Origin of the sequence: Arenibacter sp. ARW7G5Y1, assembly GCF_003201775.1 — a bacterium.
In the GTDB taxonomy this organism is placed as follows: domain Bacteria; phylum Bacteroidota; class Bacteroidia; order Flavobacteriales; family Flavobacteriaceae; genus Arenibacter.
In genome coordinates this window covers 21,332-35,040 of the sequence record NZ_QJJZ01000018.1, presented here as the reverse complement: position 1 = coordinate 35,040, position 13,709 = coordinate 21,332, and the positions used below count along the sequence as shown (strand labels likewise).

General features: G+C 37.0%; 9 protein-coding genes. 3 read left to right on the top strand and 6 right to left on the bottom strand.

Annotated elements, in window-relative coordinates:
- Position 1: 1 nt before the first annotated feature.
- Positions 2–3,034: a SusC/RagA family TonB-linked outer membrane protein gene (locus C7972_RS20110; protein ID WP_110357969.1), complete on the bottom strand. Its 3,033-nt coding sequence runs from the start codon at positions 3,032–3,034 to the stop codon at positions 2–4.
- Between the two features lie 888 nt (positions 3,035–3,922).
- Between C7972_RS20110 and C7972_RS20105 the strand changes: the two genes are divergently transcribed.
- The 3 genes from C7972_RS20105 (at position 3,923) to C7972_RS20095 (ending at position 6,087) form a co-directional block, all read left to right on the top strand.
- Positions 3,923–4,243, top strand: a complete 321-nt coding sequence (locus tag C7972_RS20105; RefSeq protein WP_110357968.1) for a hypothetical protein — start codon at positions 3,923–3,925, stop codon at positions 4,241–4,243.
- Between the two features lie 349 nt (positions 4,244–4,592).
- Positions 4,593–5,573: a hypothetical protein gene (locus tag C7972_RS20100; protein WP_110357967.1), complete on the top strand. Its 981-nt coding sequence runs from the start codon at positions 4,593–4,595 to the stop codon at positions 5,571–5,573.
- Positions 5,566–6,087, top strand: a complete 522-nt coding sequence (locus tag C7972_RS20095; protein WP_110357966.1) for a hypothetical protein — start codon at positions 5,566–5,568, stop codon at positions 6,085–6,087. Before C7972_RS20100 ends, C7972_RS20095 begins: the two co-directional genes overlap by 8 nt.
- A gap of 227 nt (positions 6,088–6,314) precedes the next feature.
- Here the strand turns inward: C7972_RS20095 and C7972_RS20090 are convergent, their stop codons facing one another.
- The 5 genes from C7972_RS20090 to hsdR are packed head-to-tail and all read right to left on the bottom strand — an operon-like array spanning position 6,315 to position 13,460.
- A complete protein-coding gene (locus C7972_RS20090) occupies positions 6,315–7,928 on the bottom strand; it encodes an AAA family ATPase (protein ID WP_110357965.1) in 1,614 nt (537 codons plus the stop codon).
- Entirely contained in the window at positions 7,925–8,665 is a 741-nt protein-coding gene (locus tag C7972_RS20085; protein WP_110357964.1) for a restriction endonuclease subunit S, read from the bottom strand. Before C7972_RS20085 ends, C7972_RS20090 begins: the two co-directional genes overlap by 4 nt.
- Entirely contained in the window at positions 8,665–10,089 is a 1,425-nt protein-coding gene (locus tag C7972_RS20080) for an N-6 DNA methylase (protein ID WP_110357963.1), read from the bottom strand. The genes C7972_RS20085 and C7972_RS20080 overlap by 1 nt, the downstream gene beginning before the upstream one ends.
- A complete protein-coding gene (locus C7972_RS20075) occupies positions 10,090–11,079 on the bottom strand; it encodes a virulence RhuM family protein (protein ID WP_110357962.1) in 990 nt (329 codons plus the stop codon).
- Positions 11,079–13,460, bottom strand: a complete 2,382-nt coding sequence (hsdR, locus tag C7972_RS20070; RefSeq protein WP_110357961.1) for an EcoAI/FtnUII family type I restriction enzme subunit R — start codon at positions 13,458–13,460, stop codon at positions 11,079–11,081. Before hsdR ends, C7972_RS20075 begins: the two co-directional genes overlap by 1 nt.
- Positions 13,461–13,709 lie beyond the last annotated feature (249 nt).

Sequence of the window (13,709 nt, the reverse complement as noted above, 5' to 3'; positions counted from 1 at the left end):
TTTAAAGGTTAATTTTCACCCCAAGGGTCAGGGTTTTGAGCGCGGGAAGTGTTGCATTCCCGGGATTTTCTATGTTAAGGCTGTTGTAATTCGTAAGGGTAAAGAGATTTTGGGCCTGCAGAAAGAGGCTACAGCCATTCAATCCAATGTTCTTTAAAGGTTTAGCGGGCAGGTCATAACTTAGGCTGAGCGTACGCAATCTTAAAAAGGATGCATCCGTGAAAAACCTTTCACTAAAAAGTGCATTATAATAAGCGGTACCGGCATCAAATGACTCTGATACGGTCTGAACATTATTATTCTGCCCATATTGCCACTCTTGGAAAAATTGGGCTGTCTGCATTGCCTTATAGCCTGGAAGACTTGTCTCCCGTTCAAGTGCCGATTGTTTAACAAATTCCCACAAAAACCTTAGCTCCATGCCCTTGTAGGAGAATTTATTGGTCAATCCCCCAAAATACTCCCTGCCCAACTTTTTGACCACGATGGCATCATTAAAGTCATACTGCCCATCTTCATTCACATCGTTCACCCGGTATAGGCCTGTCTCCGGATCCACACCTTCGTATTCGTATAGCAATCGGATGTTCAATGGATGTCCTATTCTATAAATATTGGCATAGGAAGTCTGTTCAATATCGGGAAAACTTAAAAGTTTGTTTTTTGGAATGGTCAGGTTTAAAAATGTCTGCCAACGAAAATTTTTGGAACGTATATTCATGGTGGCAAGTTCAAATTCCCATCCGGTATTCTGTACCGTAGCAGGCAAATTGGCCTGCACGGAACTAAAGCCCGTAATTGACGGAAGCGGATATCCTACCAATTGATTGGAGGAACGATTGCGGTACCAACTGCTCCCCAGGGTTATCCGGTCATTTAGGAAGCCCAATTCCAGTGTCGTCTCCAATTTTTTGTTTTCTTCCCAAGAATAATTTGGATTGGTAAGTTGGGTGGGGTAAATACCATTTGGTCCCGCTGTTGCCTCATAGGCGTCCATATATCCATAGTCCCCTATTTGGTCACTGCCTGTTATGCCATAGCTTCCCCTAAATTTCCCAAAACTAATAAAGGGAAGGTTCTGCTTGACAAAATTCTCACCAGAAAATATCCATGCCCCCCCAATGGCCCAAAAATTGGCAAAGCGTTTATTAGGTCCAAAACGTGAAGAACCATCCCGACGTCCTGTAAGATTGATGAAATACCTTTGATCGTGGTTATAGCCGAAACGGGCAAAAACCGCATTGTACTTATATCTTTTTATTTCATTGTTGATAATATTAACACTCTGAGCTGCGGCCAAATCGCCAATTAAGGCAGTGGATACGAACCCTTCCCCTGTAACAATTAGGTTCTTGTTATCGTTTTGCTGAAAAGTGGCCCCGATCAAACCGTCTAGGGTTCCTTTTCCCATTTTGGTCCGGTATAAAAATTGGGGTTCTATGATCCAAGATTTTCTATCGGCATGTCTTTTCCTTGAACTATGGTTCTGACCTTCCCTTATTTCAGGGCTATATTGGTCCTTGGAAAATGAGGCTTTGTAATCTCTGGTCAAATTGTTATATCCCATATAGGTCTTAAATGTCATGCTATGGAACAATTGATAGGACAGTCCCAAATTGGCTATTAGATTATGGCCTACATCCGAGGAATTTCTATATAAAATGGCGGCATAGGGATTATCCCATTGCGAATATTCCCATTCCTCCCAATGTAGGCTGCCATCTTCATTTTTCAACTTGGGCGCATTTGGAGGAAGGGTGAGCGCCGTTGAGACAAAGCTGTTGTCATATGCCGGAACATCACTTTGGTCAATACCATATTTGGCGGAAAAATTCATATGCAATTTATTGTTTTCGGAAATATGGTCAAGATTTAACCCTGCAGTAACTTTGTGGTAGCTATTGTCTCCCGGAAATACCAGTCCTTCATTATGGTAAGATCCTCCCAACCTAAAGGAGGTAGTACCGTTGCCACCGGATGCGGCGACATTGAAATCCATAATTTGGGAGGTTCCGCCAAACAATACTTCCTGCCAATCCGTATAGCGGTGCTGGTTCCATAACAATAGGTCATAATCTGAAAATTCATCAGATTGCCTGCCATCATTTTGCAATGCCGTTTTTCTAATTGCCAAATATTGTTCGGTGCTTAATAGATCCTCTTTATTGGATACTTGTCCCAGACCGGAATACCACCTTGCTTCTATTTCCGTCTTTCGCCTATAGTTTCCTTTTTTTGTAGTGATCAGTACCACCCCATTGGCTCCACGGGAGCCATAGATGGCGGTGGCATCGGCATCCTTCAACACCTCTATACTCTTTATATTGGATAAATTAAGGGTACTCAAAGGGTCTATTCCATCCGAATACATATTACTGCCACCTGAAATTGGAGCGGAGATGATAGGTACCCCATCTATGATATACAAAGGATAGTTTCCCTCTCTCCGCAGACTGTTCTGTCCACGGATACGAACAATGGGCGCACTGCCCGGAACCCCATTCTGTTGTACCACTTCCACCCCCGCCATGCGGCCTTGTAGGGCCTCCAACGGACTTACAATGGGTTGCAGCTCTATTTCCTTGGCCGTTACCCTGCTGATGCTCCCTGTGAGTTCCCTTTCCTTTACGGTATAGTAGCCGGCATTGACCTCTACTTCCTGCAGTTCGGTGACCTCGGACTGCATTTGCACGTCCAAGGTGGTTCTGCCCAGTATGGGCAGTTCCCGGCTGTGGTAACCCAGATAGGAAAAGACCAGGATATCCTTGTTGCTGACCAAAAGGAAATATTCCCCTTCTTTGTCCGTAAAGGTACCTGTGTTGGTGCCTTTGATAAGTACATGTACCCCGGGCATGGGGCCATAGCTATCGGTAACGGTACCTGAAATCTGGTACGGTTGTTGGTATTCCAGGATAGTGAAATCCTTAAAACAATGCCCATGGGGGAAATGGGCAAAGTAAGGTGGGGGAACTAAAAAGCAGATATATAGTAGACATAGGCGTATAATACCCCTGTACTCAAGATTATTTTTCATAATTTTGAAGATTAGATGAAACTTAGTTTTATTTAGTTAAGGCCTTCCAAACGTATGCGTCAACAGGGTTTGGGAGGCTATTTTTTGTATATGTTCTATGTCATAGGCAAAAAGGATCTATTGTTTGGTATTGCTGCTTTGTGTGCAAGATTGCGGTTACCGATTGGGCGTACCTTACCTGGCTCACTTTTATGGCTTCTCCCCTAGCCTTTCAACAATGCTATAGCACAGCACAGCACATTGTGAGCGCAAAGAGATAACCTTAAATGACATTAGGCTGCTTTGTCGTTATTTGGCCGGATGCCAAAAAATGTGTGGATCGTGATTATGGGATAAAAGGATTTTCGAGTTCCGGAAAAAAGGGCACAACACAAATCCCATAATAAATGAACTGGTTAACTTTTTTTAACCAGTTCTGTGCAAACCTATATTGGGTTCTTGGGCTTTTTGGTAAAGAGAATGTCGTACGCGGTATGCTGCAAAAGAATGGTAAGCTGCCCAGTGGCTGTTTTACCGTTTAAGTTACATAAGATGTGTTTCATAGCTCTTTTAGCCTTTTGGTTACTGCTTGCAAAACTTCTGAATAAACCAACGCTCAGATAAAGAGGGTTAAACGCCTCTTTAAGATCCAGGAACTGGTTTGGTACACTATGATAAGAAAACCCATGCCCCGGGTCATGGGCATCTTGCTTATCATCCCGTGCATTAAGTTACCAGTTTTTAGACCGGGAATCCAAGCGACTGCTTCTAGACTAATTCAAACAAAGAAGAATCGCATTATTCATTCAATAATTATCATAAATGAATGATAACAAACCAAATATAAAAAAATATATCGGTACGCCAAAACGTACCGATATATTTTTCACGAAATAGTTAATTGCATATATGAAAGAGGAATTATTTCCCGATATTAAAATTAAGATTGCAATTAGCCTGAACAGGTTATTGGATAAAACTAAAAATTTTAGACCTAATAATAACAATGAGGAAGAAATTGCTAAAAGCTATAACAAAATTGCATTGGTTTCATTCTTACGAAAAGCTACCGTTTCAGATATTTTCAATGCAAAATCAAAAACAACGCCTGCCTGCGGATCATTATTTTTAATTATTGAAGCAATGGGATATACCGTAGGTGACTTTGCCAAAATATATGATTCGGTCACAACCAGTGATATTAAAGATTTCAAACAGCCCTTTAAATAAAAGAAAAGACGGCTAGAAATTCTACACTCCCTTTTAAATAGTAACTTTAAGGAAAAGGATATATAGCATTACCATAATCATGTGGTCCCTGATCGAACATAGGTAGAACCACAAAATATGAAAGAAAGACCTTTGAAATGAACAATAAGTTGACGGGGATTTTTTTATTAAAGGGAACAAGTGAAAGGGACATATTTTAATGGTAGTGTTCCCTTTTAGTCACAACTTTTTATTATTCTAATACAATCTTCTGCATAACTTCTATAAAGTAGCAAAAGAAAATATATATTTTGCCTACGTAAGAAATTGTGTACATTGCATTAGGTTTTATTTAAGCATTTTTTTTAGAATGACGAGAAGGAAAAAATTTCGTGAGTTAAGACTTTATTTAAACACATTAAAATTCGTACCTTACAAGGACTTTGAAACAACTCATAATACAACAAGTATTTTAAAGGAGGTTTTTTCATATTTAAGAGCGGAAAGGAGAAATGGCAATGGTCTTTTGATAGATAGACATGAAAACCAAGATAAGGCGGAACCTAGAGAACTTTATATGGTGACCCATAGAATTTTACCTAAAGAGAGACGAATCCGTTGTTCAATGGCCTTATTGAGAAAGGGGAAACAACCTAAACTTAAGCCTACTGATAAATTCAAACTTTTACCCCTTAGCTCTTTAGATGGGGATATTGTTGAAGAAACTCATTTTTTTATTGATTTTAGCGGCTCTACATGTATTATTTGTGCGGAATATAATCACAATGGACCTCGCTTAAAGGATTTGGAGTTTTATCTAAGAAATATTGCAGGCCCCAATAATCTTAAACTGTCTAAAGCCACAGAAATAACTATTCTGTATAACAGCACCTTAGATCAGACTTTGGCTCGTTTACAGAATGTGCTTTCAATGGATATAAAATTGAAACCATCTAATCTTGCAAAGATGGATGTCGATGTAAAAAAGACTTATTATTCATCCATGGGAAACATTGCCAGTCAGTTCAAACCAAAATTTCTTCGATTAAAGACCTATTTTCAAATTCCCGGCTCTAGCGCACCTATTGATATAAACTACGAGGCAAATGATTGGTTTAGAGGAATGCTAAGAGTTTTTAAAAGCAAAGCAAGGAATATTAAATATTTTGAAAATTTTGAGGTTAGATATGAAGATATTCATGGCGATGAAAACATATTTAATCTTTCAAAGACTAGGGAGGAAATAGTAATCAAAATTGGCGCTCTACAGGACTTTTCCAATAAGGAAATGTATACATTAATTGACCCTGAGTTGAATATATTTATAGCTAGTTATTATGCGGATGCTTAATAAATATTTTAGTTATTCAATATTTTGGGATTTATTGATTGCTGTTGTGTTTACATCAACATTCTTTATATTGGTCTATATTTGCTATGTTATTATTCCCACGGAAGAACTCTTACTTTCCATTGTTACTGACATATCAAATATAGCTTTTACTTCGGCAGGTTTTGTTCTGACTTTCTTAACCCTTTTGGTAAGTTTTAAAATAAGTGCCAAACCTATAAAAAGGAAAAAAGGAAATACTCTAGAGGATACTTACAAAAAGGTTTCAATATTTAACCTTTTTTTGAATTCCCCTTTATACGTGGAAACAATACGACATTTAAAAAATGGGGTTAAAGAATTATTGGTAATAGCCATTTTAGGATTTAGTTTAAAACTTTTAGCAGCTAATATTAAAATTGAAGTGTTCTTTTATTTTAGCATATTTGGTATTGTGATTATTTCTCTTGTTTTATGGAGAAGTTTGTTAGTACTTTCAGGTGTACTTTCTGTTCAAGATAAAAGCACTGATTAAACACAGCCAAATGGCTATTGTGCCTTTTCTATTTTATTGACTGCAAAACTATATTTTGAGTTTTCTATGTCTGTACATATGCTGGTACTTGAGTGGCTTTTTTTTTAGCCATAGGTAAATTGCTACTTGATCTTTCAAAGTGGCACAAAACGAACCGAAGTATCCAAGCATGGACTTCGTTTGGCCGAACCGACCAAATGAAACGCTTAGTTATTAGGTACTGGCTTTTATTCTCGATTAAAAATAACCTTTTCGAATTCCTGAAATACAATCATATCTTCAGTAATTAATTCAGATAAAGAAAGCTTAAATTTTTCTGGGTTAATACTGCCAACAATATTACATATATTCTTAACCCTTCCAGTTACGTCCTTAAGGTTTTGATTGTTAATATCTGTTACAGTTTTGTTATAAGTTTCTTCATCAAAGTCTAGTCCATTTTCAGCACAGTATTTTTTCAACACTTCTTTATCATAAAGATAATTCTCTATTTCCCATCTATTTAGAACTCTATGGTTGTCTGGATTAGTCTTGAGATATAATAGTCGTTCTTTTTCTCCAGTAGATTTTCCTGAAGCCATATCTCTATCTTTTAAAACAAGAATTTCAATTTCTGAAAAGACTTTAGTTAATAAAGCTAATGCTACTTGACTACGTTGGTCAAGTTCTGTGTTACCTCCACTTGAAATAAATAAAGTATCGTGATATTTCTCTCCAAAAATATTGTTAAAAACTTTGGCATCAAACCCTTTTTCTAAGCCGTTTGCTCCAGGAGCATCTTTGCCTTCACAGTAAATCAGTCTTTTTGGGCTAACTAAACCTGTTAAATCATCCAGAGCTGTTTCAAATATGTTTTTCCAATTTGTAATAGATTTTTTAATAGGTTTTAAAATTTGAATCTCGGATGCCCATTTTTTTTCCGATTCAAATTGAATTATTTCACATTGACTCTTTAAATCACCTTGTAATGCTCTTAAAAATCCAATACTATGCGTTGCAATCCAAATTTGACAATTATCACCAATGAGCTTATTGATTTCAATTAGTAATTTTCTTTGGATTGCTGTATTGATGTGTAATTCAGGCTCATCAATAATAAAAATTGAATCATCATATTCTTTTTGTCTTAAATAAAGGTCTAAAAGTATATCTACAACCTCTTTTTCTCCAGAAGACAATACATTAAATTCAAATTCTGAGGGATGGTCATTCTTTTTGAAATATAGAGTTCCTTGATTTGCTTCAATATTTCCAATGCTACTTATTTCAAGATCTAAACAATTAACTAAAGCACTATTTAAATCTCCAATAATTTTAGCTTTTGCTTCACTTGGCTTACAGTCTTGTTTATTTAAAAAATCGTTATATTTTATATTTAGTCGCCTATAGTTTTCTTCCATCTTGTCATCAAGGTCAGATGATGATGATGCACCATATCCATTGAGTCTTATTTCACTAGTAGCTCTTGACTGTGTAACCTTGAGGTTGCTATTATATCTATATGGGCTTCTTAGAGAAAATATCGTTTTTCCTTTCCCTAACGCCTCTTTTTTTTCTTTTACAGTATAGTAGTTTCCATCTGTAAATTCAATAATTATATTATTAGAGCTAAAATTTGGTGTTTGATTCATTGAATGATAGGTATGATTTTTAGAACCCTTGTTACCTATATTCATACCATATGCATTACTTAGAAAAAGCATACCATCAAAGACACTACTTTTTCCACAGCCATTAGGACCGACTAATGCAATAATTCTTTTCGGATTCTCACCCAAATCAATTGTTAAGTCAAAAAAACGTTTGTATCCGTTTTTGAGTTGTATACTTTTTATTTTCATACTTCATCATCTGATTTATCCATAAAAGCATTAAGTATCATTGCTTCTTTTAATTTTTGAACTTGGAGAACAGCTTTTTGATATTCATATTCTAAATCATTACATTTTTCCATTTGTATAATCTCCTTATATAATTTATCATAACCTTCTATACATTCACCACCTGCTATTTTGATTGCATCAAGTTGATTCTGAGATGAACAAATTGGAACTAATAAGGATTTTAATGAATTTGCATTTACTCTCGGTCTAAAATTATCTTCATTCAGAGAGACAATTTGAGACCAATATGCATAGCTATTTAAGAATAGTTTGATATAATTAGGATTGTTGTTTTCATTGGCTCGAATACGAATCAAATAGCCCGCATAAATAGAAAGTTTTGGTGGTTCTGAAATCATAAAGCTTTTACCTGTCGTGCCGCCAGTTCGAGCAATTAAAATGTCATTAGATTTTAGTAAATACGTTTTCTCATCTTCACAATTACAATAAGGCACCTTATTCCAATTAACGTTTCCATTCTTAATGTCACTAATTCTAAGAAATTTGTTTCTTCCTTCGTCTTGTGCAGAAGCATTGTAGCCATACTGTGTGCCTTCAATAAGCTTATCTAAAGGTTCTAACTTACCATATGTTACATAAAAGTACTTTAGAATAAGTGTGTTGATTATTAGCTGTTTTATCTCTTCTTGGTCAGTTTGAAAAGATAAAGGGATATATTTAAAGCTTAAAGACATTATTTTAATTCATTTAAAAGTTCATTAATCCTAATCTGAGATGTCTTTAATTCATTTAGAATTTCTGAGCGATCGTACATTAATTCAGTTTTCTGTCTGTTTGGATTTTTAATATCTAAATTCAATAAATCTAACTCGTCAATACTAACTTTCCAGGCTTGTTCGTTTTCTTCTCTTTTATTCCACCAATCTATAATGGGTTGGAATTCTTCAAAAAGAATAGGCTTTTTCTTAGAGTAGCTCTTTTGTCCAAATGGTAGTTCATGTTTATAATACCAAATGCCCTTTGTTGGTGTTCCCTTTTCAAAAAACAATAGATTAGTACCAACTGTAGCCGGAAAAAATGTTGACTGTGGGAGTCTTATTATAGTATGAAGATTGCAATCAGACATTAATTTTTTTCTTATTCTATATTTAACACCATCACCAGTAATTGAATTGTCAGGAAGAACTATTGCACTTCGACCTTTGGGTTTTAAGAGTTGCAACATTAAAATCACAAATAAATCGGCAGATTCCTTACAACGGTAGGTGGCCGGAAAGTTGGTTTCCACACCATCGGCAATACTGGCTCCAAAAGGCGGATTTGCCAGTATAACGTCCACTTTATCTTTTGCTCCAATGCTGTTGTATTCCTTTTTTAGACTATCCATATAATGATAGTCCGGAATATCCATTTCGTGCAGAATTAAATTGGTCAAGCCCAGAACATAGGCAACGGGCTTAAATTCCCAACCAGTAATGCTTTTTTGCAATTGGTGTTCGTCTTCTACGGTATGCACATAATTTTCCCGTACATGGTCTATGGCAGCCGTTAAGAAACCACCGGTACCCGCAGCAGGATCCAACACCTTTTCACCCAATTTAGGGTCGATCATTTGGGTCATTAACTGGGTTACAGCTCTTGGCGTATAATATTCGCCTTTATTTCCTGCGTCACGCAGTTCTACCAAAATACTTTCGTATATGTCACCAAATATGTGTTTGTCTTCCGAATTGTTAAAGTCAACTTCATTAAGTTTATTAATGACTTTACGCATTTCATACCCGGATTTCATGTAGTTGTTGGAGCCTTCAAATACCTCTTTAACTATGGCGGCTCTTTTTGGATTGGCAATGCTTGTCAGTTCTCGCAGTGAGGCAAACAAACCTTTGTTGTCCTGTGCATTGCTATCAATAAACTCCAAAAGTTCATCACCGGTAATTCCTTCGGCATTTGTTGCCCAAGTCCGCCATTGAAATTTCTCAGGGATTACGGATACATAATCGTCTTTGGTAATTTCCAGTTCCTGGTCCTTGTCGTCTATTATTTTGAGAAACAACATCCATCCGAGTTGTTCCAATCTTTGCGCATCCCCAGAGATACCTCTGTCCTGCCTCATTATGTTCCTGATACTGTTTATTACAGCGCCTACGTTTGCCATTTATTTACCTTTTAATTTTTTACTGGTCAAATCTATTTGTTTAATGAAGTCTTTCTCAACTTTAGAAAGATCGTTTTTCATCTTCTCTTTATAATTCTCATATTCTTCATGAGCTTTTTTCAGAGCTTTTTTGTGACTTATTTTACCTGCATTAGTTAAGATTTCGCTTCCTGTCATGGTTAAAAAATCATCCAGTCTGCTAGCCCAATCTTTCATGTACATAGGCTTGCGATTCAGAGCTTGGAGTTCTGCTAATTCCAAATATGCCGTTACCATTCGGTTAAGTACATCCAACTCTTTTTCATCCAAGTAATTTTTGGCTACCTCTGTTTCTTTCTTTGTTGGTTTTTCACCTTTGAAATTAGTGAGTCCAAGATTTGGTTTTGAAGCATCTATTCGTAGGTAAATCACCTCTGCAGCCGTTTGACCGTGAGCTGCCCAATGCATTTTGTTTTGTACTGTTTTGAAAAATGTTTGAGATAGATCCGCTTTAGGGTCATAGTCGATACTCGTAGCATAAATATCCAACACCTTTCGCCAAAAGACTTTCTCGGACGAGCGTATATCCCTGATACGTGACAATAACTCATCAAAGTAATTACCGCCGCCTGCTTCTTTGAGCAGCTCATCGTTCATGGTAAAGCCTTTTACGATGTATTCACGCAAGCGAGCTGTTGCCCATTGTCTGAACTTGGTCCCTTGAATGCTTTTTACTCTGTAGCCCACTGAAATAATGACGTCCAGATTGTAAAAATTAGTAGGTTTGGTAGAAAAATCGGAAATCCCGATTTTTCTCATAGAAGTCTCTTGATCCAGTTCCCCTTCTTTGTAAATATTAAGAATATGCTCATTAACGGTTGATTTTCCTTTTTGAAAAAGCTCCGCCATCTGCTCGATAGTTAACCAAACTGTTTCGTTTTCTAATCGGGTCTGGATTTTGGTCAGGCCATCTTCGGTTTGATAAATGAGGAATTGAGAATTGCCGTCCATTATGCTCCTGTTTTATACAGTTCTTTTTCCAATTCTTTTATTGCTTTTATGTATTGTGGTTTGCCCCCAAAGGCATTTACAAGTTCCATAGGTGTTCCCAATTTATTCAATGGGTCAAGTTTCAAAACCTCAGTACTTTCAATGGTTATTAAGCCGTCTTGGGCATATTTATCCAAAAGACTTTGCAAAACCTTTTGAGCTTGCTCGCCATATTTGGTAAAATAGTTACGCTTTTTTACGTTGTCCGCTCTTTCTTTTCTTGTGAGCGGTTTTGATTCAAACGCCACATGACAAATTAAATCGAAAGGGTCAAAGGCCGCTCCGACTTCATCTTGTAAGGCATCGAAGAAAACACCCTGCTCTTCCAGTTCATTGACAATCGCCTTTTTCTTCTCGGCATTGTTCCAAGAGTTTAAGAATTCATCCAAGGTTTTATAGTGCTTGGTTACGCTATTTTTGGTGTAATCCCTTAACGATTCCGTAATAATCTTACCATCTGTACCCAAATACTGAACTCTTTCGTTTACGATTTTTACTCGCACACCATCTACCCTTATTTTTGCTCTGGGTCCCTCAACAATTTCACCACCGCCAGTAATTTCCGGGTATTCAGGACGTTCAGGGAAATCTACTTCCTCGCCGTCGACATCGATAATTGGTGTTTCGGTAGTTTCTTCTTCGGTTCCTGAAAGGTCTTCATCCTCTCCAACATCTTTTATCATTACCGGATCCCCATCAAAATCAGGGTCGGCAAAAAGATTGGTGACGTTTCTGAAATCCATAATGGTAAAATAGGTCTTGCCATATTCCTCATTGATTCTTGTGCCCCTACCAATGATCTGTTTAAACTCTGTCATTGAACCAATGTTACTGTCCAACACGATCAATTTACAAGTTTGGGCATCAACACCTGTGGTCATTAACTTTGACGTAGTGGCAATAACGGGATAGGTTTCAGTTGGATTGATAAAGTTGTCCAACTCCCGTTTCCCTTCCTCATTGTCGCCCGTAATTTGCATGATGTATTTGCTGTTTTCAGCAAATAAATCAGCATTGGCATTGGCCAATGCGCTACGCATGCCTTCGGCATGTTCAATGTCTATGCAGAAAACAATAGTTTTCGCAAATCGGTCATATCCTTTTAAAAACTCTGTGATTTTTGCTGCTACAATTTTTCTGCGTTCCTCGACAACAATGTTTTTGTCAAAATCTGTTCGGTTATAAATCCGATCTTCAACAGGGTTTCCGTCCTTGTCCAAAAAACCACTTGGTGGTCTCCAACCTTCCGCATCAATATCCAATGTTACCTTAACTACTTTGTAAGGAGCTAGGAAACCATCATCAATTCCTTGCTTAAGTGAGTAGGTATAAATGGGTTCCCCAAAATATTCGGTATTTGAAACCTCAGTTGTTTCCTTTGGTGTTGCTGTAAGTCCTATATGGGTTGCCGTATTGAAGTATTCCAATATTTCCCGCCACTTACTATCGTCCTTTGCGCTGCCTCTATGGCACTCGTCAATAATTACCAGGTCGAAAAATTCGCGACTGAACTGTTTGTAAGCATCATCACCGTTGCTGTCAGAGAGTCCTTGGTAAAGAGCTAAATATACATTGTAAGCGGTATCAATTTTTTTCTTTTTGATGATAGTCAGAGCATCTTTAAAATGCCTGAAATCACCTCTGGCGGTTTGATCAATTAAAGCTGTACGATCCGCTAAAAACAAAATCCTTTTTTTTGCTCCACTTTTCCAAAGTCTGTAAATGATTTGGAAAGCGGTATACGTTTTTCCAGTTCCAGTGGCCATCACCAAAATGATTCGCTGCTGTTTCTTAGCAACTGCCTCAATGGTCCTATTAACGGCATTTTGTTGGTAATATCTCGGGGAACGCCCTGAACCATCCTGAAAATAGTCTTGCGAAACTATTTCTTCAATTTCTGGAGATTCAATTCCCTTATACCTTTTGTATTTGGTCCATAATTCTAGCGGACTTGGAAATTCCTCCAAGGAAATTTCTTTTTCAATTTCTCCTTCTGTGACGGTTTTATCGTGAAAGTAAAATCCGTCACCATTACTGCTGAAGACAAAAGGAATGTCCAAAGTATTTCCATAACCGAGAGCTTGTTGAATTCCTCCTCTTACCGAATGCTTATTGTCTTTTGCTTCAATTATCGCAATTGGAACATTAGGTTTGTAAAAAAGGATGTAGTCGGCAAACTTTCTCTTTCCTCTAGCGGTAAGTTTTCCTTTCACATAAATTCGACCGTCAGTGAAGAATATTTCACGCCCCAGTTGAGTTTGCTCATCCCAACCTGAATTTAGAATCGCAGGTGTGATAAACTTTGCTTTAATGTCCGATTCTGATAAGTCTTTTTTATTCATCTAATTCTAATTCACTTACCTATGGGATTTCGGTAAATTTATTTCCTTTATTCCAAAGCATTCAAATACAACTTAATAGTGTCAGCACTTACTCTTAATTAATTAACTAATTTAATAAATCTTTTTAGTTGTGCTAGTTATTAATTAGATGGTTTATGACTCTGCTGTCCCCTACCCTATTTTGTGGGGTCTGGATGACATTGATTAGTTTAATTTTATGGAGCTAAAGAAAAATAATTCTTTGCAAAA